This window comes from Hydrogenophaga sp. 2FB (genome assembly GCF_005503365.1).
Classification (GTDB): Bacteria; Pseudomonadota; Gammaproteobacteria; order Burkholderiales; family Burkholderiaceae_C; genus Hydrogenophaga.
On the sequence record NZ_SCML01000058.1, the window covers coordinates 14,013 to 39,422 of the forward strand.

General features: G+C 67.7%; 24 protein-coding genes and 2 riboswitches. Of the genes, 13 read left to right on the forward strand and 11 right to left on the reverse strand.

The annotated features are described in order from the left end of the window. Positions 1-4: 4 nt before the first annotated feature. The 11 genes from FFS09_RS25375 to dinG form a co-directional block, all read right to left on the reverse strand. On the reverse strand, positions 5-1,087 hold the full coding sequence (locus FFS09_RS25375) for a sugar phosphate isomerase/epimerase family protein (protein WP_137921725.1): 1,083 nt from the start codon (positions 1,085-1,087) through the stop codon (positions 5-7). Further along, entirely contained in the window at positions 1,084-1,932 is an 849-nt protein-coding gene (locus tag FFS09_RS25380) for an ATP-binding cassette domain-containing protein (RefSeq protein WP_137921726.1), read from the reverse strand. Before FFS09_RS25380 ends, FFS09_RS25375 begins: the two co-directional genes overlap by 4 nt. Beyond that, positions 1,922-2,944, reverse strand: coding sequence for an ABC transporter ATP-binding protein (locus tag FFS09_RS25385; RefSeq protein ID WP_252374519.1), 1,023 nt, complete (start codon positions 2,942-2,944; stop codon positions 1,922-1,924). The genes FFS09_RS25380 and FFS09_RS25385 overlap by 11 nt, the downstream gene beginning before the upstream one ends. Beyond that, complete coding sequence (locus FFS09_RS25390; protein ID WP_137921727.1) at positions 2,941-3,789, reverse strand: ABC transporter permease; 849 nt, start codon at positions 3,787-3,789, stop codon at positions 2,941-2,943. The genes FFS09_RS25385 and FFS09_RS25390 overlap by 4 nt, the downstream gene beginning before the upstream one ends. Then, positions 3,786-4,859 carry an ABC transporter permease gene (locus FFS09_RS25395; RefSeq protein ID WP_137921748.1) on the reverse strand — a complete coding sequence of 358 codons (1,074 nt, stop codon included), beginning with the start codon at positions 4,857-4,859 and terminating at the stop codon, positions 3,786-3,788. The genes FFS09_RS25390 and FFS09_RS25395 overlap by 4 nt, the downstream gene beginning before the upstream one ends. Before the next feature lie 5 nt (positions 4,860-4,864). Continuing rightward, positions 4,865-6,430 carry an ABC transporter substrate-binding protein gene (locus FFS09_RS25400; protein ID WP_171020179.1) on the reverse strand — a complete coding sequence of 522 codons (1,566 nt, stop codon included), beginning with the start codon at positions 6,428-6,430 and terminating at the stop codon, positions 4,865-4,867. A gap of 125 nt (positions 6,431-6,555) precedes the next feature. Beyond that, positions 6,556-7,632 (reverse strand): porin, encoded by a 1,077-nt coding sequence (locus FFS09_RS25405; protein WP_137921729.1) that lies wholly within the window; start codon positions 7,630-7,632, stop codon positions 6,556-6,558. 299 nt (positions 7,633-7,931) lie between these two features. Further along, on the reverse strand, positions 7,932-8,912 hold the full coding sequence (locus FFS09_RS25410) for a LysR substrate-binding domain-containing protein (protein WP_137921730.1): 981 nt from the start codon (positions 8,910-8,912) through the stop codon (positions 7,932-7,934). 74 nt (positions 8,913-8,986) lie between these two features. Continuing rightward, on the reverse strand, positions 8,987-10,483 hold the full coding sequence (locus FFS09_RS25415) for a phospholipase D family protein (protein WP_137921749.1): 1,497 nt from the start codon (positions 10,481-10,483) through the stop codon (positions 8,987-8,989). A 34-nt stretch (positions 10,484-10,517) separates the two neighbouring features. Then, entirely contained in the window at positions 10,518-10,988 is a 471-nt protein-coding gene (locus FFS09_RS25420; protein WP_137921731.1) for a CopD family protein, read from the reverse strand. A gap of 29 nt (positions 10,989-11,017) precedes the next feature. Beyond that, positions 11,018-13,345 carry an ATP-dependent DNA helicase DinG gene (dinG, locus tag FFS09_RS25425; RefSeq protein WP_137921732.1) on the reverse strand — a complete coding sequence of 776 codons (2,328 nt, stop codon included), beginning with the start codon at positions 13,343-13,345 and terminating at the stop codon, positions 11,018-11,020. A gap of 136 nt (positions 13,346-13,481) precedes the next feature. On the opposite strand from dinG, the gene FFS09_RS25430 reads away from it, so the two are divergent. From FFS09_RS25430 to FFS09_RS25490, 13 genes are all read left to right on the forward strand, one after another. Then, positions 13,482-14,825, forward strand: coding sequence for a PQQ-dependent sugar dehydrogenase (locus FFS09_RS25430; RefSeq protein ID WP_137921733.1), 1,344 nt, complete (start codon positions 13,482-13,484; stop codon positions 14,823-14,825). 170 nt (positions 14,826-14,995) lie between these two features. Continuing rightward, positions 14,996-15,100: riboswitch (guanidine-I (ykkC/yxkD leader) on the forward strand. 52 nt (positions 15,101-15,152) lie between these two features. Further along, positions 15,153-16,196 carry an ABC transporter substrate-binding protein gene (locus FFS09_RS25435; protein ID WP_137921734.1) on the forward strand — a complete coding sequence of 348 codons (1,044 nt, stop codon included), beginning with the start codon at positions 15,153-15,155 and terminating at the stop codon, positions 16,194-16,196. 73 nt (positions 16,197-16,269) lie between these two features. Continuing rightward, on the forward strand, positions 16,270-17,280 hold the full coding sequence (locus FFS09_RS25440; RefSeq protein WP_137921735.1) for a fatty acid desaturase family protein: 1,011 nt from the start codon (positions 16,270-16,272) through the stop codon (positions 17,278-17,280). Between the two features lies 1 nt (position 17,281). Beyond that, positions 17,282-18,061 (forward strand): SDR family NAD(P)-dependent oxidoreductase, encoded by a 780-nt coding sequence (locus FFS09_RS25445; RefSeq protein WP_137921736.1) that lies wholly within the window; start codon positions 17,282-17,284, stop codon positions 18,059-18,061. Beyond that, positions 18,058-18,804, forward strand: coding sequence for an SDR family NAD(P)-dependent oxidoreductase (locus FFS09_RS25450; protein ID WP_137921737.1), 747 nt, complete (start codon positions 18,058-18,060; stop codon positions 18,802-18,804). Before FFS09_RS25445 ends, FFS09_RS25450 begins: the two co-directional genes overlap by 4 nt. Then, positions 18,801-19,733 carry a DMT family transporter gene (locus FFS09_RS25455; RefSeq protein ID WP_252374520.1) on the forward strand — a complete coding sequence of 311 codons (933 nt, stop codon included), beginning with the start codon at positions 18,801-18,803 and terminating at the stop codon, positions 19,731-19,733. Before FFS09_RS25450 ends, FFS09_RS25455 begins: the two co-directional genes overlap by 4 nt. A gap of 4 nt (positions 19,734-19,737) precedes the next feature. Further along, positions 19,738-20,517 carry a creatininase gene (locus FFS09_RS25460; RefSeq protein ID WP_137921738.1) on the forward strand — a complete coding sequence of 260 codons (780 nt, stop codon included), beginning with the start codon at positions 19,738-19,740 and terminating at the stop codon, positions 20,515-20,517. Continuing rightward, positions 20,514-21,194 (forward strand): cysteine hydrolase family protein, encoded by a 681-nt coding sequence (locus tag FFS09_RS25465; RefSeq protein ID WP_137921739.1) that lies wholly within the window; start codon positions 20,514-20,516, stop codon positions 21,192-21,194. The genes FFS09_RS25460 and FFS09_RS25465 overlap by 4 nt, the downstream gene beginning before the upstream one ends. Further along, the gene (locus FFS09_RS25470; RefSeq protein WP_137921740.1) at positions 21,191-21,955 is read left to right on the forward strand and encodes a hypothetical protein; all 765 of its coding nucleotides are present in this window, start codon (positions 21,191-21,193) and stop codon (positions 21,953-21,955) included. Before FFS09_RS25465 ends, FFS09_RS25470 begins: the two co-directional genes overlap by 4 nt. Positions 21,956-22,148: 193 nt before the next feature. Next, positions 22,149-22,985: a transporter substrate-binding domain-containing protein gene (locus FFS09_RS25475; protein WP_137921741.1), complete on the forward strand. Its 837-nt coding sequence runs from the start codon at positions 22,149-22,151 to the stop codon at positions 22,983-22,985. Positions 22,986-22,987: 2 nt separating this feature from the next. After that, the gene (locus FFS09_RS25480) at positions 22,988-23,635 is read left to right on the forward strand and encodes an amino acid ABC transporter permease (RefSeq protein ID WP_137921742.1); all 648 of its coding nucleotides are present in this window, start codon (positions 22,988-22,990) and stop codon (positions 23,633-23,635) included. Further along, positions 23,632-24,288: an amino acid ABC transporter permease gene (locus FFS09_RS25485; RefSeq protein WP_137921743.1), complete on the forward strand. Its 657-nt coding sequence runs from the start codon at positions 23,632-23,634 to the stop codon at positions 24,286-24,288. Before FFS09_RS25480 ends, FFS09_RS25485 begins: the two co-directional genes overlap by 4 nt. 30 nt (positions 24,289-24,318) lie before the next feature. Next, positions 24,319-25,098 carry an amino acid ABC transporter ATP-binding protein gene (locus FFS09_RS25490; RefSeq protein WP_137921744.1) on the forward strand — a complete coding sequence of 260 codons (780 nt, stop codon included), beginning with the start codon at positions 24,319-24,321 and terminating at the stop codon, positions 25,096-25,098. 75 nt (positions 25,099-25,173) lie between these two features. Then, a riboswitch (guanidine-I (ykkC/yxkD leader) is annotated at positions 25,174-25,311 on the forward strand. The last annotated feature ends 99 nt before the right edge of the window (positions 25,312-25,410 follow it).

Here is a 25,410-nt window from a genome sequence, read left to right on the forward strand (position 1 = left end):
GCCGTCAGTTCCCGCAGGGATCCAGTGGCAGCCCGTGGCGCGCGCAGATGGCGCGCACGTGGGCCGCCGTGGCCTGGATGTCCTCCACGGTGCCCGCATAGCCGGGCCTGCGCGCGCGCCAGGCGTCAAAGGAGGGGACCTCGGCGTGGTCGATGCGGCGCGAGCCCTCTTCGGCCAGTGCCATGAACGCGTCGAACTCTTCCTGCGACAGGTCCGGGTGCGCGGCGCGCCAGTCCGGGTCATGCACGTCGATGCGCATGTGCACCGGCTCGCGCGGCCGGTCCTCGAAGGACTGGTCGTTTTCGATGGACAGGTTGAGATCGGGCTTGACCGCTGCCACCAGCGGCAAGATGGCGTCGAAGTCCACCACGCCCGCGCCGCAAGGCCGCATCTGGTACTCGATACCCTCAGGACCCAGCGCGACCAGCGCGTCCTTGATGTGCGTCTGCCGCACATAGGGTGCCACGCGCCGCGCGGCGTACACCGGGTGCTCGCTGCGCTGCAGCACATTGGCCGTGTCCAGCACCACACCCACCACGTCCGGGCCCACAGCCTCGACCAGGCGCACGATTTCGAAGGTGCTGGCCTCCTCGTGCGTCTCCAGGTTCAGGTGCAGCCCCAGGTCGCGCGCCATGGGCGCGAGCTTGCGCAGCAAGCGTTCGCTGGCGGCCAGCTGCTCGGCCCAGGTCACGTCGGTGCGGAAACGGTCCGTGGAGAACTTGCCGACAAAGGCGGTCTTGTAGTTGGCCAGCGCCACCCAGAGCTCGCGGCAGCCGACCTCGGCGCACGCCCGCATCATGCGTTCAAACCCCAACAGCACGTCGCCGCCGCCAGCAATACGGACCTCGGGCGTCTCCGGCAACGCATAGGGATTGACCTTGCCCAGTCCGGTTTCCACGTACATGCCCAGGCTGTCGGCCTTGGCGCGGATGTCACGCAACAGGCCCAGGTCCAGCGTGGGACTCATGTCGAGCACCGTGCGAAAGAACAGGCCCTCCATGCCCAGCGCTCGCGCGTGGTCGAAGCTGGTGATGGGCCCGCGCCGCGCGGCTTCGGGCATCTTCTTGCCGTCGATTCCAAGTTTCATGTCTGTGCTTCCATGCCGGCGCCCTGCTGCGCCAGGCTGTTCAATCGATGGAGCTTGCGGCGCGCGCGGGCGACCTGCGGATCGGGAACGGGCACCGCAGCCAGCAGCGCCTGGGTGTAGGCATGGCGGGGGTGTTCGAAGATGCTTTCGCGATCGCCCGACTCCACCATCTCGCCGTGGTGCATCACGTAGATGCGCGTGCACAGGTGGCGTACCACGGCCAGGTCGTGCGCGACGAACAGGATGGTCAGTCCCAACTCGCGCTGCATCTCCTGCAACAGGTTGATCACCTGCGCCTGCACCGAGACGTCGAGCGCCGACACCGGCTCGTCGCACACCAACAAGCGCGGCCGCATGGCCAGCGCACGGGCAATGGCGATGCGCTGACGCTGCCCGCCCGAGAACGAGTGGGTGTGCCGACCCATGGCGTCCGGCGTGAGGCCGACCATGCGCAACGTCTGGGCAACGCGCTCGCGCCGGCGCTCCGCATGCGGCTCCAGACCGTGCACGAGCAGGCCCTCCCCCACGAGTTCCTCCACGGTCATGCGCGGGTTGAGGCTGGCGAACGGGTCCTGGAACACGAGCTGCACCTCGCGCCGAAACCGCTGAAGTTGCTGGCGTGTGGCCGCGGCCACGTCCAGATCGTCGTAGCGGATGCGACCGCCGTCTGGCGGCACCAGGCCCAGCGCACAGCGGATCAACGTGGTCTTGCCCGACCCTGATTCGCCCACCAGGCCCACGGATTCGCCCGCGCCCACGCCCAGCGAGATGTCGCGCAGAGCCGCCACGCGCTGGCCACCCGGCGCCGCAAAGTATTTGCTCACGCCTTGCAATTCAAACAGCATGTCCGGCTCCCAGTTCTTCTGCGCGATGGCAGGCGACACGGCGCATGCCGAAGCTTCGCATGGCGGGCACCTCGCTCGCGCACTGCGCGGTGGCCAGCGGGCAGCGCGGATGGAAGGCGCAGCCCGAGGGCCGCGCGCTGGGCGGCACAGGCAGGCCGGGAACGGCCACCAGTTGGTCCAGGTTGCGGTCCACGCGCGGAATGGCCTGTAGCAGGCCTTGGGTGTACGGGTGAAATGGCTGGGCGAACAGCGCATCCACGGCGGCGTCTTCCACCAGGCGACCGGAGTACATGACCAGTACCCGTTCGGCGAACGAGGCCACCACGCCCATGTCGTGCGTGATGAGCAGCACCGAGAGCTTGCGCCGCTCGGCGATCTCGTCGAGCAGATTCAGCACCTGTTGCTGGATGCGCACGTCCAGCGCGGTGGTGGGCTCATCGGCAATCAGCAGTTGCGGCTGTGCGATCAGTGCCATGGCCAGCACCACGCGCTGGCGCATGCCACCGGAGAACTCGTGGACGTAGGCGCCCAGGCGCTCCTGCGCATGCGCCACGCCCAGCTCCGTGAGCACTTCGATCGCACGCTGGCGCGCCTGCGCCGCCGGCACGCCGCGCAGCACGAGAGGCTCCATCACCTGCTTGCCGATCGGCATGATCGGGTCCAGGGCTGTCATGGCGTCCTGAAACGCCATGCCAATGCCCGCACCGCGCACGCCCGCCATCTCGCGCTCGTTCAGCGCGAGCAGATCCCGACCTTGCAGCAACACACGGCCTTCAATGGCAGGGCGCGCATCCAGGCGCAGGAGTGCCCTGGCCGTGACGGATTTGCCCGATCCGGACTCACCCACAAGCGCCACGCGCTCGCCGCGGACCATGCTGAAGTCGACGCCCAGCACCAGCTGGACCCGACGCCCGGGGGGGCCGACACGGATGGACAAGTCTTCAACGCGCAGCAGCGTCTGGACATCGCTTGCGAGCATCGCCGGCGAAACGGCTGGAACTCCAACGCTCATGCGTCTCTCCTCAGCGTGGGATCGCGCTGCACCTGCAGCATGTCGCCCAGCAGTCCGAATGCAATGGCGGTCAACGCGATGGCGGCGCCCGGCGCGGCCACGGCCCACCAGGCGTTGGATACGTAGCCCTTCGCGTCGGCAATCATCGCGCCCCATTCGGCGCTGGGCGGCTGGGCGCCGACGCCGATGAAGGACATGCCCGCGAGCACCAGCACGGTGGCGCCCATGTCGCCCGCCCACTTGACGATGAGCACGTCCAGCGAGTTGGGCAGCACGTGCCGCGTCATCAGGCGCCAGCGCGAGACACCCAGCACCTGCGCACCGACCACGAACTGCGCCGCCATGGTCTGTCGCATGATGCCGTGCAGCATGCGCGCCGTGACCGGCCAGCCGGTGATGGCCTTGGCGATGACGGCCGATTCCAGGCTCGGTCCCATGGCCGCGGCGAAGCCCAACGCCACCACCAGGCCAGGCAAGGCCAGGCCGATGTCGGTGATGCGCATGAGCAGTTCGTCGAGCCAACGAGGCGCGATGCTTGCGAGCGTGGCAATGGCCACGCCGAGCAGCGAGTACGCCGTCACGATCAAGGCCGAGGCCAGCAAGGTGGTGCGCGCGCCCACCACGACACGCCAGAACACATCGCGCCCCTGGTCGTCGGTGCCGAACCAGTGCTGCGCACTCGGCGGCTCCAGCGCGCTGCGGATGTCCGACAGATACACGCCAGTCGGCGCGAGGAATGGGCCGAAGATGGCCACGGCGACGAGCAGGCCCACCAGCAGCAGGACGAACTGGTCCAGCAGCGGCGCGCCGCGGTAGTAGCGCAGGGACGCAGTCAGCGCGGTCATGCTCCGCGTCCTTTCAACTGGCTGGCCCGTACGCGCGGATCGAGCGCGAGCTGCAGAAGGTCTACCAGCAGGTTGACCACACAGACGATCGCGCCGATGAACAACACGGCACCGAGCACGGCCGCCGTGTCTTTCTGCGCGACGCCGTTGGCCAGGTAGGCACCCACGCCCTGGCGACCGAAAACGCCTTCGACGAGAACGGCCGAGCCGATCATCATGCCCAGCTGCATACCGAGCAGGGTGATGGTGGGCCCGACCGCGTTGGGCAGCGCATGGTGCAGCATGATGCGTTGAAAGCTCGCGCCCTTGGCGCGCACCGGCGCAATGAAGTCGCTCTCCAGGATCGCGATCAGCGACGCGCGCAGGGTGCGAAACAGCTGCGCGCAGAAGAACGCGGCCAGGCACACGGTCGGCAACACGATGTGCCGCACGGCGTCGAAAAATGCCGGCAGATTGCCCGCCAGCAGCGTGTCGACGAGGGGCATGCGCGTGACCTGTGGCACGGCGAACTCGAAGGATTGCTGGCCCGAGATGGGCAGCAGGTTCCAATGGGCACCGAACAGATTCTGCGCCAGCAGTGCCAGCCAGAACGCGGGGATGCCGGTGAGCACCACGGCGACCACGCGGCTGCCCACGTCCAGGCCGCGGTCGCGCCGCGATGCGGCAGCGATGGCGCCGCCGGCTGCCACCAGAAGACTCAGGACCATGGCCAGGGCCACGAGCTCCAGCGTGCTGGGCAGAACCTTGCCGATGTCCTGCACCACCGGCTGCAGCGTGCTCACGGAAGTTCCCAGGTCGCCCTGCAGCACGCGTCCGAGAAAGCGCGCGTATTGCTGCAACAAGGGCTGGTCCAGTCCGAGCCGCTGGCGCACCTGCGCGACCTGCTCGGGCGACGCCTCGGGTCCAGCCGCCACCTGCGCCTCGTCGCCGGGGATGAGCTTGATCATGAGGAACACCAGCGTCATCAACCCGAGCAGCGTCATGAGCATCACGGCGATTCGCTTGAAGAACAGGCGCACGAAGGGCCCCGCGGATCGCCAGGCCACGGGTGCGCGTGGGGACAAACCCATGTTGCTCATGGCTTGCGCACCAGACGCAAGTCGGCCGGCGCCAGCGGAAACACCACGGGGCTTGCCTGAGGCAGCACGATCTGTTGTGGCCGGTAGGGCACGGGACGGCCCACCGAATAGAGCGGCATCAGCGCGGAGTCTTGCTCCAGCATGGTCTGCACGCGCTTGTACAGCTCGCAGCGCTGCGCGTCGTTGGTTGTGGTCAGGGCTTGGTCGAGCAGCTTGTCCACCGCAGGGTTGGCGTACGCACCACGGTTGGTGCCCACGGCTGTGGACTTGTAGCCGCGCAGCAGAACGGCGCCGGGGTCGGGGTACTGCGCGAAATCGTCCAGCAGCATCATTTGCGGAATGGTCTCCACCTTGGCCGTGCTGGCCAGGTAAGCCGCGAAGGAGATCGGCTCCAGCTTCAAGGTGACGCCGATTTCCGCCAGATTCGATTGCAAGAGCGTCGCCTCCAGGCGCTGCACCTCCACCGTGGGCTGAAAACGCATGGTCAACTGCATATTTTCCTGGCCTGCCTCCTTGAGCAGGCGCTTGGCTTCGGTCAGATCGCGCCTGACCTGGGGCAGATCAGGCCGGCAAGGCATGCCCACGGGCAGCGGGCCATTGGCCAGCGTGCCATTGCCCAAACGGATGCGCGAGAGGCCTCCCTCGTAGTCGTAAGCCAGCCGGATGGCCTTGCGCACGCGCGCATCGGCCGTGGGTCCGGTGCGCGTGTTGAAGAAGATGTTGGTTTGCAGCGCGGGCTTGAGCCGCGCGTCCTTCACGCGGCCTTCCTTGTCCATCAGGTCGGCATCGCGATAGCCCATGCCCAGCACCGCCAGGTCCACATTGCCCGCGCGCAGTTCATCGCGCTGCGTCGCGCCTTCGTCGATTCGGCGGAACACGATGGCGCCGGGTCGGCCTGCAGCAGGCTCGCGGTACTTCGCAAACAGCGTGACCACGGTACTGGCACCGAAGGGAGCCCCAAGTTCATAGGGGCCGCTGCCGGCCGCATGCGACTGCAACCAGGTCTGGCCTTCATCCGTGCCCGCATTCGCGGTGACGAGCCTGGCATTGACGATGTAAATCTTGGAGAGCGCGCCCAGGAAGATGGTCGACGGCTTGGCCAGTCGGATGGTGAGGCTCAGGTCGTCGTGAACGACGGTCTTGTCATACCCATCGATCTGGCTGGCCACGCCCAGGCCCAGGCGCTTGAGCCGGTCCAGCGTATAGGCCACATCGCGCGCGCTCAGGCGGCCACCGTCGTGAAAGAGCACATCGGGCCGCAGCTTCACGGCAATCGACATCGCGTCCGGCGCCAGCCTGGCCGACTCGGCCAGACGCCCCACGACGTTGGCATTGGCGTCGTAAGTCACCAGCGTTTCGTACAACGTGCTGGCGATGAAGTTGGTTTGCGCATAGTCCGAACGCATCGGATCCAGCGTGGCCACCACGCCGCCATTGGCAAAGATCACGCTGTTGGCGCGGTCGAGCCGGGGCTGCGCAGAAGCCGCCGTCGCCAGCACCAGACAGGCGCATGCAACCAGTCGGGCCAGCGGGCTATACGCGTTTTGAAAATTCGTCTTCACTGTAGTCTCCATATCTTGGAATGCCGCGTCAGCACGGCATGTCTGCACACGATAGCGCTGCAGGTACCGCGAGGGAATCCTTTGGCGTCGTGTGCATTGCGGCCATGGCTTTGAGGGCTTGGCGTTCAGAAGTTGTGCCGGATGCCCAGGTCGATGCCGGTAGTTGCCGCGCCGGCCGGCCCGGTCGCGCTGCCGCCCACCGGCAACAATGCCGTGTTGCCGTTGTTGATGCGCGCATAGGTGGCGTACAGCGCTGTACGCTTGGACAAGTCGTAGACCGCACCCAAGGCAAGCTTGCCGGCGCGTGGCATGCCCGCGCGATCCACCTTCCATGTGGAATAGGCGACCCTGAACCGCACGGCCCCCATGGGCACTTGAACGCCAACCAGATAGCCCTTTCCGGTGCTGCGCGCACCCGCCACCTCATAGGACTCGCGCGTGACTTCGGCCATGCCGCGCAACACGCCGAAGTCATACGACGCGCCCAGGTTGGCGCTGCGTATGTCCGGCGCACCGGCCGTCGTGGGATGCGAGCCCGCGCTGGTGGACATGGCCACCGCGGTGTTCAGCGGCCCGTTCGCATAACCCAGGCGCGCCCCCACAAAGCGGCCTTGTTGGCTGCCCGCGGCCGATTGCTCGTGCAGCGCGTACTGCACCTGGCCATAGACGCCTCCCAGAGTGCGCGGCAGAAAGTAGGCAACGCTGTTGCTGGCTCGGATGTAGTTGGGGTTGTTGGCGCCGAACCCTGGAGCGAACAACATGCGCCCCGGCAGGGTGGCAGTGCCACGCGCCTGGTTGATGATGTTGCTGCCCGCGCCGGACGCGCCAAACGGGTCGAAGATCGCGTCGTTCCAGAACGTGGGCGTGAAATCCCGGCCCAGGCGCACCTCGCCCCAGGGTCCGCCCAGGCTCACCGTGGAGCGGCGCATGAAGTTGAAGCCGTTGGGCGAGCCTTCGTCGTTGGCCACGGCACCTTCCAACCAGAAGCCGGTCCACAGCCCCCCACCAAGGTCCTCCGTGCCGCGAAAGCCGAGCGCGCTGTTGTTCAAGCCGGAGTTGGCCAGCACGGTCTGTGAAGGGCCGCCTTTCACGCTGTAGCGGCTGAGAGTGGCGTCGAGGGTGCCGAACAGCGTCACCGACGACTGCGCCTGTGCAGTCGATGCGGCGACAAGGCCGATGGCCAGTAAAAATCTTGCTCTCATGTTGTCTCCAGAATCGTTGTCGTGATCTCTCGGGCGCAGCCGTCCTCCGGCCTGCCCCATGGCAGGTCGACTGCAAAATTTCGAGTACGGGGGGAGCTACGCCATCTCCGCGCGGTCGGGGCCGGTGGGAAACAGCAACGAAAGCGGCGGGCGGTGGCGGGTGGTCAAGCGTGTCTCCTCGGGACGATTCGCGGCGTGTGTGCGAACCGTTGGGCAGACTGTAGGAGGCTCGAAAGTGGCCGTCTAATGAAAGAAACGGCCCGATGTATAGCCGAGATGAATACGTACCGCCGGTGCCACTACGCGGCGGTCGACTCTTTCCATTCCTGCGCCACCTGGCGGAAGGCCCGCAGCAGGCGCTGCGTGGCCGCGGTGGACTGTCGGTCGGTGCAGACGGTATAGCCCACGCTGCCAGGGGCATTGGCCATGTCCAGCGACAGGATGGTGATTGCACCACCGCGCGCGAACTGCTCCGCCACCAGACGCGGCACCAGCGCAATGGCCCGCGACTCCACCAGGAGCGCCATGTTCGTCAGAAAGCACACCGACTCGATGACCTGGTGCGGCATGCCGACACCCAGCGCGTCGAAGAAGAGCTGCACGGACCCTTTTACGTCGGACTCCGGTGCAGGAATGATCCACGGGTACTCGCGCAATTGCGGCCCCGCCACGGCAGGCAATCCAGCGAGCGGGTGGCTGCTCGCCGCCACCGCGCACAGCGCCTCGGTGTAAAGCGGAACATGGGTCAGCCCGGCGGGAAGGTGGCCTTGCGGCAGCAGTCCGACGACGACATCCAGGTGTCCACGCCGCAGTTCGGGGAACAGGACGTCGTTGGAACCCACGCGAATTTTCACGGAAACCTTGGGCGCGGTCTTCAGCAGCAGGGCCAGGGCCTGTGGCAGCAGCCTGGCCGATGCCGACAACAGGGTGCCGATGACGACTTGACCAGAGGCGCCGTTGCTCCACGCATTCACGTCGTCGGCCAGCAGCCGCAGCTCCGCGGAAAGGGTCTGCGCATGGCGCTCCAGCAAAACACCGAACTCGGTCAGCGAGACGCCGCGCTTGCTGCGTGTGAACAGGGCTTCACCGAACTGGGCTTCCAACTCCTGAATCGACTTGCTGACGGCAGGCTGCGTCATGTGCAGCTCTCGGGACGCGGCCAGAATCGAGCCACACTCCACGACCTTCTCGAAGATGGCGATCTGTTGCAACTTGAGGCGGCGGGCGAGAGATAGTCTGGAGTGCTCCATGGTCCTACAAGCCGCGCTGAGGTCGGCCATGCTGTCTTGAGTGTAAGCGCCGCTGCGCGGGCAATGTCGGCACAACCGCCGCGGGATCGTGACAGCGGAGGGGGCTACAGCAACCACTCGATCGGCAACACCGAGAGCAAGCCGATCCAGGCGCGCTGCCCCAGCGAACTGCCCGGCTCGCGCGTGTGGCGGATCTCCTCACCGTCGCGGCGCTCGATCCACACCAGATCGCCCTTGTCGTCCAGACGCACCGCGTAGGCTACCGCGCGAATCTCGGTGTCGAACGCACCCCCGACCGCCTGCGCCAGGGACGGGCTGTCGATGATGAAACCGAGTTCGGTGTTGAGGTGGGCCGAGCGCGGATCGAAATTCATGGAGCCGACGAACACGCGCTGGCCATCGATGCCGAAGGTCTTGGCGTGCAGGCTGGAGCCCGAACTGCCGAACACGCCGGCTTTCTCCGGTGCCACCGCGCCGCGGCGCATCTCGTACAGCTCGACACCGGCGCGCAGCAAGTCCTTGCGGTAGCGCGCATAACCCGAGTGCACGGCGGACACGTCGGTCGCTTCCAGCGCGTTGGTGAGGATGCGCACGCGCACACCCGTGGCCGCCAGCCGGCTGAAGACGTCCACACCCGCGGTCGTGGGCACGAAATACGGCGAGATCAAGTCGAGCGAACGCACCGGTGGACGGGCCAGCACTTTCGCCAGCTGGTGGGTCAGAAGGCCTTCCTTTTCCGCCAGGCCCAGGCCTTTGCGGGGATCGTCGCTGACCATCTCCACGCGCCCCCACTGGGGCGCGAGCCCACCCGAGAGCAGATCGGGCACGAAGCGCGACTGGCGCAGCGCTTCCAGGTAGCGCGTGGCACGCGGGTCACTCTCCGCATGCGCCACGGGGGTCGGCGCCGCGGCGTCGGCCGGGACGATGCGGTCGATCGGGTACGACGACGCGCTGGCCCAGTAACGGTCGAAATCGGTCGACAGGTCGGGCACCACGGCGCCGATGGCGAGCACGTCGAGGTCGGCGAACAGCACGCCGTCGGTGGCGCCGAAATACTCGTCGCCCACATTGCGCCCGCCCATGATGGCGGCCTGGCTGTCCGCGATCAGCGCCTTGTTGTGCATGCGCCGGTTGGCGCGGCTGAAATGCGTGAGGTAGCCCAGCGCCTTGGGCCGGCGGATGGAGAACGGGTTGAACAGGCGCACTTCGATCTTCGGGTGCTGGTCCAGCGCGAGCAGCTTGGCGTCCATGGCCACGCCGTTGTCGTCGAGCAGCAGGCGCACGCGCACGCCGCGCTCTGCCGCTTGCCGCACGGCGCTGAGCAACAGGTTGCCGGTGACGTCGTCGCGCCAGATGTAGTACTGCACGTCCAGCGTGCGCTCGGCCGCGCGCACCAGCAGCACCCGCGCCGCGAACGACTCCAGCGCATCGGCCAGCGGCAGGATGCCGGACTCGCCGGAGTGGGCCTGCGTCCGCGGCGCCAGTGCGCGGCCGATCGTGGTGCTGGCCGCGTCGGCCGGCGACAGCGCGCGGGATTCGCTGCGCCCGTCCAGCGGTGGCAGCGCGCAGCCTTGCAACAGCGTGGACAACAGGGCGGTCATCCAGAGGACGTGCCAGCGCAAGGTCACAGGCGCCTCAAGCCATCAGCAGGGCCGCGCAGATGATGAAGATGCCGATGCACAGGTTGACGAACACCCAGGTGCGGATGGACGCCATGGCCGCGCCGCCGGCCGGCCAGTCGCTCGCGGCCACCGCGCGCGTGAGGCGCTTGAACAGCGCGAAACGGATGTGGCCGAAGATCGCGACCATCACGATGCCGAGCGTGGCCATGATGGTCCAGTCCAGCGGCATGTTGAAACTCAGGCCCGCTTGCACCGAGGTCTTGGCCGCGTTGCCGATCATCCAGATGCCCGAGGCCAGCACCACCAGCGCGGCCCAGGAGACCGCCGAGAGAAAGCGCTTCATCACGGCCTGCAGCAAGCGCAGGCGCACCGGGGGCTCCAGCGTCTGCACCGAGGGGCGCAGGAAGAAGTGCGCGAAGGCCATGCCGCCGACCCACAGCACAACGGCGAGAACGTGGACGAGCTTGAGGAGGGAAAAGATCATGGGCGCGGCTTTCTTGTGGGCGGTGGGGTTCAGGCGTCGGTCAGCACACCATCGACGCGGCGCTGCAGCCGGTAGGGCGGCAGGCCCTTGAGCATGCGCCGCCCGTACGACTGGCGCAGCAGACGGGCATCGTAGCAAACGACCACCGCTTCGTCGGTCTCGGTGCGCAGCGCACGGCCGGTCCACTGCAGCAGGCGCGCGCCGGTGGCGGGCACCACGAGTTCGCTGAACGGGTCGCGGCCCTGGCTCTTGAGCCAGTCCGAGCGCGCTTGGCCGACCGGGTCGCTCGGCGAGGCGAACGGCAGCTTGGTGATGAACACCCACTCGCACAGCTCGCCCGGCAGATCGAGCCCTTCACCGAACGATTGCAGCCCGAACAACACCGAAGGCTTGCCGTCGGCCACGCGCTCGGCGTGGCGGCGCAGCAGCACGGTGCGCGAGGCCTCGCCTTGTACCAGCACGCGGTCGCGCAGCGCGCCGTGTTCGCCGCGCTCCAGCAGCGCCTGCGCCTGGCGCATCTGCGCACGCGAAGTGAACAGCACCAGCGCGCCGCGCCGCACGTCGCGCAAGTCGGCCATGAGTGCCGCAAGCATTTCGCGCGTGTAGCCGTCCACGTCTTTCGGATCGGCCATGGTCTGCACCACCACCAGGCGGCCCTGGCGCGCGTGGTCGAACGGGCTCTGCACTTCGCGCGCGGCCACCGCGTCGTCGTACGCCAGACCGGACTCGTGCAGGAAGTGGTCGAAGGTGCCGCAGGTGGTGAGCGAGGCCGAGGTGACGACCGCCGCGCGCACCTGGTTCCACAGGTGGTTGCGCAAGAGGCTGCCGGGTTGCAGCGGGCAGGCGTGCGCGGTGAGCGTGACGAGACCGTGGCTCACGCCGGCTTCGAGCCACTTGGCCAGCGGGGGTTGGCCACCATCGCCGTCCTGCAACCAGAGGGTGGCCGTTTCCTGCGCGCTTTGCAGGCGCGGCGCGAGCACGCCCAGGCGGCTGTAGAGCTTGGCGCAGCGCGCGGCGTCGCCCGGGTTCTCGCGCGCGCTGGCCTTGAGCTGCGTGGCGAGGGACTCGAACACCTTGAGCAGACTGCTGGCGTTGGCGTGCAGCTTCTTCAGGACCTCGAGCCAGTCGGCGGGCAGCACGCCGCCATCGAAACGGTCGACCACGGGCGCGCCCGCGTCGTTGAAACCACCGCCCGTGCGCACCGGCGCGCGGGCGGATCGACCGGTGAGATCCAGCCACGCCGGCAAGGAGCCGATGCGCGCCATGGCCAGCCGCGCGAGTTCGGTCTGCGCGCTCTTGAGATCCTTGGCATGTGTGGCGACGTCGACCGTGGGCGTGTGCTGGATCGCCTCCGCCACTTCGCTCACCGCGCGCGGCAGCTTGTCGAGCCACTGGGCGCGCATCAGGTCCATGGACGCGGTGAACTGCCCTTGCGCCACCGAGCCCAGGTGGTGCGCCTCGTCGAACACGACATAACAGTCCTGCGGCGCGGGCAGCGCGTGCAGGCCGAGCGTGGAGAGCAGCAGGTCGTGGTTGACCACGATCACCTGTGACTGCGCGAGTTTGGCGCGCGCGCGGTAGTAGCTGCAGCTGTTGTAGGCGGGGCAGTGGCGCGCGGTGCAGGTGTGGCGCTCGGCGGCCACGGGGCCCCAGAGCGCGCCCTCGGGCGGGTCGTCGAGGCGGTCGCGGTCGCCGTCCCACGAGCCATCGTCCAGCGCGTTGGCCCAGGCGGTGTACTGCACGCCGCGCTCCTGCCAGCGCGCGGCGGCCGCGGCGGAGGACACGGCTTGCGCCGCGATGCCGGACGCGCTGGTGTCGGCGGGCGACGTGTCGTCGCTCTCGAACAGGTCCGCACTGGCCGCGTCGCCGCCACTGAGCTGGTCCAGCTTCAGGCGGCACACGTAGCGCCCGCGCCCTTTGGCCAGGGCGTAGGTGAAGGGCTCGGGCAGCGTCGCGGCGAGCGCGGGCAGGTCCTTGGCGATCAGCTGTTCCTGCAGCGCGACGGTGGCGGTGCTGATGATCACGCGCTTCTGCTGCGCCAACGCGAGCGGGATGACCGTGGACGCGTACGCCGCCGACTTGCCCACGCCCGTGCCGGCCTGCACCACCGCGATGCCACGCGCGGGCAGCGCCGCGTCGCTGGCCACCGCGCCGTCGCCCAGCGTCACGCCCGAGAGCGTGTGCGCGATGTGCGCGGCCATTTCGCGCTGGCCGGGGCGAGCGCGGTAGCCCGCGGCGTGCGCCACCACGTGGTCGAACGCGGCCAATGCCAAGGCTTCGCGCGCCAGCGGGCCGGCCACGGGCTCGGCGGCGGCGGTGTCGTTGTCGGGAGAGGGCTCGAGGGTGGTGGCGGACATGCTGGACGCGGAGGCAAAGCGCGATTGTCCCAGACGGGGGCGACATCGTCCGCCGCTTGGTGGGACAGCGCACAGACACCAGGGTGCGTCGGTTCTAGCTTCAAAAGCCCCATCTCCGAACAACAAGGAGGCTTCCATGATCTCCGCCCCCCTCGTCACGGCCCCGCACGCCTGGCATCTGTCCCTCCTCATGACCGCCGCGCTGATGCTGAGCGCCTGCGGTCACACGGCCAAGCTGCCGGTGGAGAGCGGCTACGGACCCCACCCCGAACTGCCCGCGCCGGCCAAGCGGCTGATCCCCACCGTCAAGGTCGCCACCGCCCAGCCCTGGCAGGCCGGGCAGATGCCCACCGCCGCCAGCGGCACCACGGTGCGCCCGTTCGCGGGCGGGCTCGATCACCCGCGCTGGCTCCACGTGCTGCCCAATGGCGACGTGCTGGTGGCCGAGTCCAACGCACCCGAACGCCCGCTGCGCGCCGAACTGCTCGGCATCCGGGGCAAGATCATGGGCCGGGTGATGCAGCGCGCCGGCGCCGCCACGCCCAGCGCCAACCGCATCACCTTGCTGCGCGACGCCGACGGCGACGGCATCGCCGAGATGCGCTCGGTGTTCCTGGACAACCTCAACTCGCCCATCGGCATGGCGCTGGTGGGCAATGAGCTGTTCATTGCCAACACCGACGCGCTGGTGAAAGTGCCCTACCAGGTCGGCGACACGAAAGCCAGCGGCCCCGTGGTGAAGGTCGCCGGCCTGCCCGGCGGCGCGCTGAACCACCACTGGACCAAGGGCTTGATCGCCAGCGCCGATGGCAGCCGGCTGTACGTCTCCGTGGGCTCGAACAGCAACGTGGCGGAACACGGCATGCAACACGAAGAAGGCCGCGCGGCGATCTGGGCGTTCGACCGCGCCACCGGCCAGGGCCGGCTCTTCGCCACCGGCCTGCGCAACCCGGTCGGCATGGCGTGGCAAGGCAACACGCTGTGGACCTCGGTCAACGAGCGCGACGAACTCGGCTCCGACCTGGTGCCCGACTACATGACCTCGGTGCGCGACGGCGCTTTCTACGGCTGGCCGTACAGCTACTACGGGCAGACCGTGGACACACGGCCGCAGCCGCCGCGCCCCGACCTGGTGGCCAGCGCCGTCAAGCCCGACTACGCGCTGGGCAACCACACGGCCTCGCTCGGCCTGGCCTCCGCGCGCGGCAACACCCTGGGCGGGCCGTTCGCGGCCACCGGCATGTTCGTCGGCCAGCACGGCTCGTGGAACCGCAAGCCCCCCAGCGGCTACAAGGTGATCTACGTGCCCTTCACCGGTGACCAGCCCAGCGGGCCGCCGGTGGACGTGCTGACCGGTTTTCTGGACACCGACGGCAAGGCCCGGGGCCGGCCAGTGGGCGTGGCGATCGACCGCCAGGGCGCGCTGCTCGTGGCCGACGACGTGGGCAACGTGGTCTGGCGCGTCACAGGCCCGCGCTAGCCGCACCAAGGGCGGGCGGTCCCGCGCACCGGATGGCAGCTTCCGATGCCCATCGGCCGCTTGTTTTGGTGCATGTCCCCGCATCCGTCCGCAAAAACAGCTGGCACGCTTTCTGCTGCTGAAGAAACAGCAAGAAGAGCGATCTGGGGTCCGTCCCGAGACAGCTCGACATTCAGGTGCACTAGGGTTCCGATCACGAGATGGCTCGTGGTGTCTGGTCCGAGAGTGTGCCGGCCTCATCGCAGGCTCCACGGAGGGATAAAAGCCCGGGAGAACGATCACAGATCGGTTCTTCCTGCGCGTCCCACCAACCCATGGAGTCCCCTGATGAAAAGCACCGTTCTCTCTGCATCCACCAGCCTGCGCTCCACCTCGCGGCGCAACCACTTCCTCAAGCCCGTCCTGGGCCTGGCCCTGTCGTTGGCCACCACCGGTGCGTTCGCGCAAGCACCGGCCCCGATGAAGATCGCCACGGTGGTGTGGATCGGCTATGGCCCGTTCTACGTGGCCGAGGCACTGGACCTCTACAAGAAGTACAAGCTCAAGGTCTCGCTGCAGGTCTTCAACGACCCAGCGCTGATCCCGGCGGCCATCGCTTCGGGCGCGGTGGACGGTGGCATGCTGACCTATGACCAGGTGGTGGGCCAGGTCGCGGCGGGCCGCAACATGAAGGTGGTGATGCCGATCGATTATTCCAACGGCGGCGACGCCATCGTGGCCGACAGCAGCATCACCAAGGTGGCGGACTTCAAGGGCAAGAAGATCGGCTACAACCCGCTGTCACCGAGCGACTTCCTGCTCTCGTACGCGCTCAAGACGGTGAACCTGAGCGAGAAGGACATTACCGCTGTGAACATGACGCCCGAAGCCGTGCCCGCGGCCATGGCCTCGGGCCAGTTGCCGATCGGCGTGACCTACGAACCCAGCCTCTCGCAGATCCTCGGCCAGGGCGGCGGCAAGAAATTCAAGGTCGTGTTCTCGTCGAAAAACGCGCCCGGCCTGATCGCCGATGTGCTGGTGTTCGACGACAAGGTCATCAAGGCCAAGCCGGCCGACATCACCAACATCATGAAGGCCTACCTGGATGGCATGGCCTACATGAAAGCCAAGCCAGCCGAGGCACACAAGATCATCGGCAAGTTCATGGGCGTGTCCGCCGCCGAGGTGAAGGAACAGCTCAGCGGCGTCTACAACATCCCGCTCGCCGAGATGCCCAAGGCCTTCCTGCCCGCGAAGGAAACCACGTCGTACTACGCCAGCGGCGACATCATCGGCCAGCTGCTCAAGGCCAAGGGCCAGATCACCGCGGTCCCCGCTATCGAAGCCACCTTCGACGCCGGCCTCGTCAAGGCCCTCGCCGCCGCCAAGTAAGCCCCGGGGCCGCCGTGCCGGCGCCACGCAGGCGCTGGTGCGGTGCGTGCGTGGTTCGAACGAAAGCAACTCCATGAAACCGATATTCCGTTATGAAGACGGCGTGTGGCCCAACGTCGCGGCCCTTGCCTTCACCGTGCTCGGCTGGCCCGTGGGCATCGCCCTGCTCGGTCAGGCCAACGGCTGGCTCAACACGCTGGGCGTGCTGCTGGTGGCGCAGACACTGGTGTGGTCGGCCTACTTCATCCACGAGTTCGCGCACAACGCGATTTTTCGCACCGCGCAGGCCAACGACCGCTGGGGCACGCTGATGAGCTGGATCAACGGCAGCTGCTACGCCAGCTTCGCCGACCTGCGCCGCAAGCACATGCGCCACCACGTCGAGCGCGCCGACGTCATCACCTTCGACGCGCAAGCCTTCCTGCGCGCGCACCCCATGGTGCGCCGCGTGGTGCTGGCGCTGGAATGGGCCTACATCCCGGCGGTGGAATTCGTCATGCGCGGCTTCGTGATCGCCATGCCCTTCATGGGCGACAAGAAGAAGGCAGCGCGCGGTCGCGTGGTCGGCATCGCGCTCATCCGCATTGCCGCGCTGGCGCTGCTCGGCTGGTGGTCGCTCAAGGCATTGGCGCTGTACTTTGTGGCCTTCCTGGTCTTCGTGACCGTGCTGCGTTTTGCCGATTGTTTTCAGCACACCTACGACGCGTATCCGATCCTGGACGACACGCCGATCCCGAAAGACAAGGTGCGCGACCGCGCCTACGAGCAGGCCAACACCTTCAGCGACGTGGTGAGCCTCGACGCGAAATGGCTCAACCTGGTGTGGCTCAACTTCGGTTTTCACAATGCCCACCACGAGCGCCCCACCGCGCCCTGGTACCGCCTGCCGGCCTTCCACCGCGAGCTGTACCCGAACGACTACGCGCAGGTGGTCACCGTGCGCGAGCTGCTGCGCAGCTTTCACATCAACCGCGTCAAGCGCGTGCTGGCCAGCAACTACGGCAGCGTGCAGCCACCGGGAACGCCGGGTCGGGCCGATGGGTTCCTCGGTGCGGTGGGCGTCTCGTTCCTCACCGCTGTTTGACATGGCCGCGCTCAGCTACGGCCTGCAGGGCAAGACCGTGCTGCTCACCGGTGCAGCCGGTGGCATCGGCAGCGCGTTGGCGCGGGCCTTTGCGGCGCAAGGCGCGCGGCTGATGTTGCTCGACCGGGCCGACACGAGCCTGTCCATGCTCAGCGCCGAACTCGACGCCACCGCGGCCGTGTGCGACCTGGGGGACGCCACGCAGATCGCGCGCATCGCGATGCAAGTGCGCGAGCGGTGGGGCCAGCTCGACGTGCTGATCAACAACGCCGGCACCGAGTACCCCACACCACTTTCCGACGAAGCGCCCGGCGCGATGGCGCGCTGGTCCAGCCTGCTCGACAACAACGTCGGCTCCATGGTGCGCCTCACGCACGCGCTGTTGCCGCTGCTGCCCCGTGGCGCGAGCGTCATCAACCAGTCGTCCATCTGGGGCCGCATCGGCGTGGCCGGGTTCTCGGCGTATGCCGCGAGCAAACACGCGGTGGTCGGCCTCACGCGCTCGCTCGCCCTGGAGCTAGGCCCGCGCGGCATCCGCGTCAACGCGGTGTGCCCCGGCTGGGTGCGCACCGCCGCCGCGCTGCGCTCGCTCACCGCCATGGCGCAGGAGCAGGGCCGCAGTGAGGCCGAGGTGGAACGCGAGATTCTGTCGAAGCAGGCCATGCCCGTGATGCTCACGCCCGAAGACCTGGCCGGCGTGTTCCTCTTCCTCGCCAGCGACGGCGCGGCCCCGCTCACCGGGCAATGCCTGGTGGCCAGCCATGGCGAGGTGATGGCATGACCACGATCTCTCTGCAAGGCAAGACCGCGCTGGTCACTGGCGCGGCCACCGGCATCGGCCGCGCCACCGCGCTGCTGTTCGCGCAGGCCGGCGCGCGCGTGGTGGTGAACCACCTGCGCCAACCCGAAGCCGCGCAGGCCGTGGTGACCGCCATCGTGGCGGCGGGTGGAGAGGCCTTCGCCATCGACGCCGATGTAAGCCACGCCGCCGATGTGCAGCGGATGGTGGATGAGGCGGGCGAACTCCACATCCTCGTCAACAACGCCGGCATCATCCAGGAGAAGCCGTTCCTCGACACCACCGAAGACGACTGGGACCGCATGCTCGGCGTCGACCTGAAGTCGGTGTTCCTCACCGCGCGCGCGGCACTTCCCGGCATGGTGGCGCGGGGCAGTGGCGTCATCGTCAACCTGGCCTCCGACCTCGGCATCCTCGGCCGCGAGAACTACGCGCCCTACTGCACCGCCAAGGCCGGCGTGATCGGCCTCACGCGCTCGCTGGCGCGCGAGTTCGCACCGCACGGCATCCGCGTCAACGCCATCGCCCCGGGCCCGGTGAACACGGCCATGGTCTCGCTGGAGAACATGAGTGCCGAGTGGATGGAAAAGGAACTCGCCATTCCGCTGCACCGCGTGGCCGAGCCGGAAGAAATCGCGGCCACCGCGCTGTTCCTCGCGTCCGATCTGTCGCGCTTCTACTGCGGTCAGGTGTTGGGGCCGAACGGCGGCTCCGCCATGCCTTGAACGGTCGCCGCATGTCGCTGTTCGCCAACCCTTCGGACCGCCTCGCCACCGGCGTGCTGCTCTTCTCCGCCTCGCTCTGGGGCCTGTCGTGGATACCGCTCAAGTGGTTCATCGCGCAGGGACTGAGCGGGCCGGTGGTCTCGCTCGTGTCGTACGGTGCGGTGGGCCTGTGCGCGCTGGTCTTCATCTGGCGCGAGCGCGCGGCGTGGCGCGCGCACTGGGGTTTCCTGCTGGCGCTCGCGCTGGTCGGCGGCTGGGCCAACACCTCGTTCGTCAACGCGCTCATGGCGGGCGACGTGGTGCGCGTGATGTTCCTGTTCTACCTCTCGCCGGTGTGGTCGGTGCTGGGCGGCTGGTTGTTTTTGAAGGAGCCCATTCCACCCACGCGCTGGGCCGCCGTGCTCGCCGCCATCGTCGGCCTGTGGATGGTGCTGGGCGGGCCGGGCGCGGTGGATCTCACGCTCTCGGTGTCGGACCTGCTCGCGCTGTCCGCCGGCCTGGCCTTTGCGGGCAACAACCTGATCGCCCGCGCCGCGCAGCGCGTGCCGATGCAGAGCAAAACCTTTGCCGTGTTCGTGGGCTGTGGCGCGATCTCGCTCATGCTCACCACCGCGCTCGGCCATGGCGTGCCATCCATGCCGGCAGGCGTGTGGCTCGCGGTGCTGGCGTATGGATTCGTGTGGCTGCTGCTGGCCACCGCCACCTGGCAGTTCGGCGTGACGCACCTGGAGAGCAGCCGCGCCGGTGTGATCCTGCTGGCCGAACTCGTGGTGGCCGTGCTCACCGCGCTCTGGTTCGGCGGCGAAACACTGACCCCGCTGGGCTGGGCCGGCGGCACGCTCATTGCAGTGGCTGCGCTGGTGGAAGCGCTCGACAGCGGCCGCACACCGGCGCCCACAACACAACCCGCGACGACAACAGGAGGATGAAAACATGAACAACACCGTGTGGATGAACCAGCTCTCGTGGGTGGACTACCAGACCCGCGTGCAACAAGACCAACCGCCCGTGCTGCTGCCCGTGGGCGCGCTCGAACAACACGGCCCACACCTGCCGCTGGGCACCGACGGACTGCTCTCCAGCGCCGTCGCCGCCGACACCGCCGCGCTCGTCGGTGGCCTGGTGGCGCCGACGCTGTCGTACGGCTACAAGTCGCAGCCCAAGTGCGGGGGCGGACAACACTTCTGCGGCACCACCAGCGTAGACGCTGCCACACTGATCGGCCAGGTGCGCGATGCCGTGCGCGAGTTTGCGCGGCACGGCCTCACGAAACTCGTCATCGTCAACGGCCACTATGAAAACCAGTGGTTCCTGATCGAAGGCATCGACCTCGGTCTGCGAGACCTCGGCCCCGACGCGAAGCTGCAGGTGATGCGCCTGGAGTACTGGGACTTCATGACACCCGACACCCTGGGCGACGTGTTCCGCGACGGCTTCCCCGGCTTTGCGCTGGAACACGCCGCCGTGCTGGAGACATCCATGATGCTGCACTACCACCCGAATCTCGTGCGCATGGACCTGCTGTCCGACGACGGTCCGGCCGACTTTCCGCCCTACGACATGTACCCGCCGCGCACCGACTGGGTGCCCGCCTCGGGCGTGCTCTCATCGGCCAAAGACTCCGATGCGGTCAAGGGAAAACTGCTCGCCGACGAAGTGGCGCGCCGCATGGCCGAGGCCCTGCGCTCCGGTTTCGAAAGACCTGTGCAATGACCGCGGCGTTGATCGTCATCGACATGCAGCGCGACTTCTGCAGTCCCGGCGGGTATGCCGACACCGCGGGCATGGACGTGCAGCGCTTGCGCCAACCCATTGCGCACATCCAGCAACTGCTGGTCGCTGCGCGCGCCAACGGCCTCGTGGTGGTGCACACACGCGAAGGCCACCTGCCCGACCTGAGCGACTGCCCTTCCGCCAAGCTCGCGCGCAGCGTGGCGGCGGGCGCGGCCATCGGCAGCGAAGGGCCGCTCGGCCGTTTGCTGGTGCGTGGTGAACAGGGCCACGATTTCGTGGATGCGCTCAAGCCCGCGCCGGGCGAGTTCGTGATCGACAAGCCGGGCTACGGCGCCTTCCACCAGACGCGCCTCGCGCCACTGCTGGCCGAGCACCACGTGGACCGGCTCATCCTCTGCGGCGTGACCACCGAGGTCTGTGTGCACTCCACGCTGCGCGAGGCGGTGGACCGGGGCTTTGTCTGCACGGTGGTGAGCGACGCCACGGCCGCGAGCAACCCCGCGTTGCAGGCGCCCGCGCTGGCCATGATCGACGTGGAAGGCGGCATCTTCGGGCGCGTGCGCAGCACGGCTGAGGTGGTGGACGAACTCACGCCTGTGCGAGCTGAACCTGTGTCCGTGCGCGCTGATTCGGTCGAAACCTCGCCCACACCATGACGACCGCATCGCACACCTCCGTCCCCGATGCGTACCACGGTGTGTGGCAACGCACCCTGCTCGAAACCCCCGAGGGCCGGGACACCACCACCTGGGTGCACTGGCTGCAGACGGGCCTGTGGCACGGCGACCTGCGCGTGCCGGCCGATGCACACCGCACCTCACCCACCGGTCTCGCACAACAACAAGGCTTTGGCGGCACCACCGCGATCACGTGGCCCGACCCCGCGCTGCCCGAGGTCTGCACCTGGCAACGCACCATCGATTTCCAGCCCCCGCGCAGCACGCCCGATGCCGGCCACATGGTGTTCGAAACACCCGAGCGCGTGATCGAAACAGGCATCCATGGCATCTACCTCGAGGTGTGGGAACGCCTGCCCGGCTCGGTGGGCCAGCGCATTGCGCTCGCCGCGCTGAACGCGGCCGGTGAACCCACGGCCGAGCGCTTGCTGGTGAGCGGTCGGTACCTGATGCACCTGCGTCCGCGCGCCGCAACATGGCCCGCCGACACCGCGCCCGACGACACGCTGGCCGAGGTGGTGCAGCGCCATCCGGATGCGGCCGAAACGCTGCTCGATTTTGCGATCGCGTTCGGCGTCTGGAGCGACAACGTGTGGACCATCGAACGCGCGACTCAGCCCGCGCTCGAAGGCCGCGCCATCGACTGCACGCTGCAGCGCGCGAGCCATGCGGACGCGTTGGTGAAGTGCCACGGCCTGCCGCACGACTGGCGCGTGCTGGAGTGGCACGCACCCGACTGAAGCGCAGCAACGCACCGCGCCCGTGCGCGCCCCGGCGCATGCACCTTGCTCGAAGCGGGTGGATTTTTTGCGCCCCTGCACATGAGGTTCTCCTGGTTTCCGCTTCACCCAACACCGCGCGCGTGGGCATGCAAATTGCGCTGAAGAGAAAGCACTCGACACCAACGTCCCTTCATCCTTCAGGAGCTTCACCATGCCATCCACCACCCCGTTCAGCCGACGCGGCGTGCTCGCCGCCTTGCTGCTCCCGCTCGCCCTGTGGGCCGGCACGGCGCAGGCCGCCGACCTCGCCGAGATCAAGAAGCGCGGTTACCTGGTCGTCGTCACCGAAGACGACTTCAAGCCCTTCGAGTTCATCAAGGACGGCAAGCCCGCCGGCTTCAACCACGAGATGGTCGACGCGCTGCGCAAATACGCGCCCTTCGAGATCCGCCAGGAAATCCTGCCCTGGCCCGGCATCCTGGCTGGCGTGGCAACGGGCAAGTACGACATCGCGATCAGCGCCATCCTCATGACCAAGGAACGCACACAGTCGCTCGACTTCAGCAGCCCGATTGCCGACGCCACGCACTACTACGTGAAGCGCAAGGACGACAGCAGCATCAAGTCCATCAAAGACCTGAACGGCAAGACCGTGGGCGTGCAGACCGGCAGCGCCTTCCTGAGCCGCCTGCCCGAGCTGCAGGCCATGCTGGCCAAAGACGGCGGCAAGATCGGCAAGGTCGTGGAATACGCGTCGTACCCCGAGGCCTACCAGGACCTCGCGCTCAAGCGCACCGACTACGTGATCAACACCGTCATCAACCTCAAGGCACTGGCGGCCGAGAAGCCGGCGGTGTTCGAGCTGGGCCAGGCGGTGTCGGGCAACGCGTACCCGGCCTGGGCCATGAAGAAGGGCAACACCGACCTGCAGAAATTCATGAACGAGTTCATCGCCGCGCAGAAGGCCAACGGCGTGATGCCAGCGTTGCAGAAGAAGTGGTTCGGCGAATCGTTCAACCTGCCGGTGAGCTACACGCCCACGAACTGAACATGAGTTCCGCCGATGTCCTGACGATCTTCAGCGGCGCGTGGACCACGCTGCTGCTGTCGATCGCCGGCATCGCGCTCGGCCTGCCGCTCGGGCTGGGTCTGGCGCTGTTGCGCTGGGGAAAAGTGCCGCTGCTCAACCAGGCGGTGGCGGTGACCGTGAGCCTGCTTCGCGCCACGCCGCTGGTCACGCTGGTGCTGCTGCTGTTCTTCGCGCTGCCCAGCGCCGGCATTTCGATGGGGCCCATGACCGCGGGCCTGCTGGCCCTCACGCTCAACACCGCGGCCTTCAACTGCGAGGTCTGGCGCGCTGCGTTGCTGGACTTGCCGAAAGACCAGATCGAGGCCGCGCAGTCCGTCGGCATGGGGCGCGTGCTGCGCCTGCGCCGCATCGTGCTGCCGCAGATCGCGCGCACCGCCATGCCGGGGCTCATCAACGAGATGTCCTTGTTGATCAAGCTCACGCCCGTGCTGGCGGTGGTGGGCGTGGTCGACATCACACGCGCCGCCGTGCGCGTCGGCGCGCAAACCTACGAACCGCTGCCGCCGTTGATGGTGGCGTTGGCGATCTACATCCCCATCATCTTTGCGCTGGTGAGCGCACAGCGCTGGGTGGAGCGCCGCATGGCGCGGCGCGAGGCCGCCGCATGATGAACGACTTCATCACCGTGTGGTCCGAGCGCGGGCTGTTGCTCTCGGGCCTGGGCAACACCGTGCTGTTGTCGTTGCTGGCTGCGCTCGCCGGGCTGCTGCTGGGCTCGCTGCTCTCCACGCTGCTGATGAGCCCGAGGCGGTGGCTGTCGGCGCCCGCCAAGCTGTTCGTGGACGCCGCACGTTGCACGCCCTTCCTGCTGTTCGCCTACATCGTGTACTACGGCCTGCCCTCGCTCGGCCTGCAGTTCGACGCGTGGAGCGCGGGCCTGTTCGCGCTCACGGTCTACCACGCGGCCTACATGGCGGAAATCCTGCGCGCGGCGTGGACGTCACAACCGCGCGCAATCGTCGAAGCCGGCATCGCGTTCGGCTACAGCGGTTTCGGCCTGTTCCGCCGCATCGTGCTGCCGCCGCTGGCGCTGTCGTCGGCGCCGGTGCTGGGCAACCAGGTGATCCAGATCATCAAGGACAGCGCCTTCCTCACCATCATCACGCTGCCCGAGCTGACCAACGCGGTGAACTCCATCCAGTCGCGCCACTTCATTCCGTTCGCGGCCTTCGTCACCGCCGTGCTGCTGTACTGGGCACTGTGCCTGGTGGTGGAGGTCGGCGTCTCGGCCGTCGGGCACCTGGCCGAAGCGCGCCGCTGAGTTCTTTCACCTCTTCAAGACCGGTCGACCATGTCCACGCTCGTTCCCCTCCTCAGCGTCGTGTCGCTCAACAAGAGCTTCGGCAGCCTGCGCGTGCTGGAAGACATTTCCTTCAGCGTGCAACGCGGCGAGACCGTGTGCCTGCTCGGGCCCTCAGGCTCGGGCAAGTCCACGCTGCTGCGTTGCATCAACTGGCTGGAGCGTCCCGATGGTGGCCGCGTGCTGCTCGACAGCCAACCCGTCGGCGTCACCTCGGGCGGCGTGGTGATGAACGACAAGCAGCTCGCGCAGGTGCGCACGCGCATCGGCATGGTGTTCCAGCAGTTCGCGCTGTGGCCGCACCTGACCGTGTTGCAGAACGTGATGGAAGCGCCGCTGCACGTGCAGCACCGCCCCAAAGACGAGGTACTCGCCGAAGCCGAAGCACTGCTGCAGCGCGTGGGCCTGTTCGACAAGCGCGACGTGTTCCCGGCCCGACTCTCGGGCGGTCAGAAGCAGCGCGTCGGTATTGCGCGTGCGCTGGCGATGAAGCCCGCGTTGATGCTGTTCGACGAACCCACCAGCGCGCTCGATCCCGAGCTGGTCGGCGAGGTGCTGGCCGTGATGCGCGACCTGGCACGCGAGGGCATGACCATGGTGGTGGTGACGCACGAGATGGCGTTTGCGCGCGATGTGGCGAACCGCGTGGTGTTCATGGACCGGGGCGTGGTGGTGGAGACCGGGACGCCCGAGCAGTTCTTTTCCGCGCCGAGTACCGAGCGGGGGCGGCAGTTTTTGCAGCGGTTTGCCGACGGCCGGGCGGTGGCCTGACGCCATGCGAACGCAGCTGGCATCAATATTGCTGAGTCCAAACCAGAGAGGCGCTGTGCCCAGCACACCGCCAGCCTTGAAGACCGCTAGGGTTCCGGGCTTCGCGACCGTCAGTTGAACGACCACCACCAACTGACCGAAACGAAGCTGTCTGGTCCGAGAGCAGTCGGCCACGATCGTGTGGCTCCACGGAGGGACAAAAGCCCGGGAGACGCTTGCGCTGCAAAGCACATGCCTCTCCGCCTTTTGTTCCCCGTTCAGGAGCCCGCAGCATGTCGTCGCCCTCTTCCCTTCACGCCCCACCCTTGCCGG

Coding starts and splice junctions, on each gene's coding strand:
- FFS09_RS25375 (WP_137921725.1), bottom strand. CDS start 1,087: ATGAAACTTGGAATCGACGGCAAGAAGATGCCCGAAGCCGCGCGGCGC.
- FFS09_RS25380 (WP_137921726.1), bottom strand. CDS start 1,932: ATGCTGTTTGAATTGCAAGGCGTGAGCAAATACTTTGCGGCGCCGGGT.
- FFS09_RS25385 (WP_252374519.1), bottom strand. CDS start 2,944: ATGAGCGTTGGAGTTCCAGCCGTTTCGCCGGCGATGCTCGCAAGCGAT.
- FFS09_RS25390 (WP_137921727.1), bottom strand. CDS start 3,789: ATGACCGCGCTGACTGCGTCCCTGCGCTACTACCGCGGCGCGCCGCTG.
- FFS09_RS25395 (WP_137921748.1), bottom strand. CDS start 4,859: ATGGGTTTGTCCCCACGCGCACCCGTGGCCTGGCGATCCGCGGGGCCC.
- FFS09_RS25405 (WP_137921729.1), bottom strand. CDS start 7,632: ATGAGAGCAAGATTTTTACTGGCCATCGGCCTTGTCGCCGCATCGACT.
- FFS09_RS25410 (WP_137921730.1), bottom strand. CDS start 8,912: ATGGCCGACCTCAGCGCGGCTTGTAGGACCATGGAGCACTCCAGACTA.
- FFS09_RS25415 (WP_137921749.1), bottom strand. CDS start 10,483: ATGACCGCCCTGTTGTCCACGCTGTTGCAAGGCTGCGCGCTGCCACCG.
- FFS09_RS25420 (WP_137921731.1), bottom strand. CDS start 10,988: ATGATCTTTTCCCTCCTCAAGCTCGTCCACGTTCTCGCCGTTGTGCTG.
- dinG (WP_137921732.1), bottom strand. CDS start 13,345: ATGTCCGCCACCACCCTCGAGCCCTCTCCCGACAACGACACCGCCGCC.
- FFS09_RS25430 (WP_137921733.1), top strand. CDS start 13,482: ATGATCTCCGCCCCCCTCGTCACGGCCCCGCACGCCTGGCATCTGTCC.
- FFS09_RS25435 (WP_137921734.1), top strand. CDS start 15,153: ATGAAAAGCACCGTTCTCTCTGCATCCACCAGCCTGCGCTCCACCTCG.
- FFS09_RS25440 (WP_137921735.1), top strand. CDS start 16,270: ATGAAACCGATATTCCGTTATGAAGACGGCGTGTGGCCCAACGTCGCG.
- FFS09_RS25445 (WP_137921736.1), top strand. CDS start 17,282: ATGGCCGCGCTCAGCTACGGCCTGCAGGGCAAGACCGTGCTGCTCACC.
- FFS09_RS25450 (WP_137921737.1), top strand. CDS start 18,058: ATGACCACGATCTCTCTGCAAGGCAAGACCGCGCTGGTCACTGGCGCG.
- FFS09_RS25460 (WP_137921738.1), top strand. CDS start 19,738: ATGAACAACACCGTGTGGATGAACCAGCTCTCGTGGGTGGACTACCAG.
- FFS09_RS25465 (WP_137921739.1), top strand. CDS start 20,514: ATGACCGCGGCGTTGATCGTCATCGACATGCAGCGCGACTTCTGCAGT.
- FFS09_RS25470 (WP_137921740.1), top strand. CDS start 21,191: ATGACGACCGCATCGCACACCTCCGTCCCCGATGCGTACCACGGTGTG.
- FFS09_RS25475 (WP_137921741.1), top strand. CDS start 22,149: ATGCCATCCACCACCCCGTTCAGCCGACGCGGCGTGCTCGCCGCCTTG.
- FFS09_RS25480 (WP_137921742.1), top strand. CDS start 22,988: ATGAGTTCCGCCGATGTCCTGACGATCTTCAGCGGCGCGTGGACCACG.
- FFS09_RS25485 (WP_137921743.1), top strand. CDS start 23,632: ATGATGAACGACTTCATCACCGTGTGGTCCGAGCGCGGGCTGTTGCTC.
- FFS09_RS25490 (WP_137921744.1), top strand. CDS start 24,319: ATGTCCACGCTCGTTCCCCTCCTCAGCGTCGTGTCGCTCAACAAGAGC.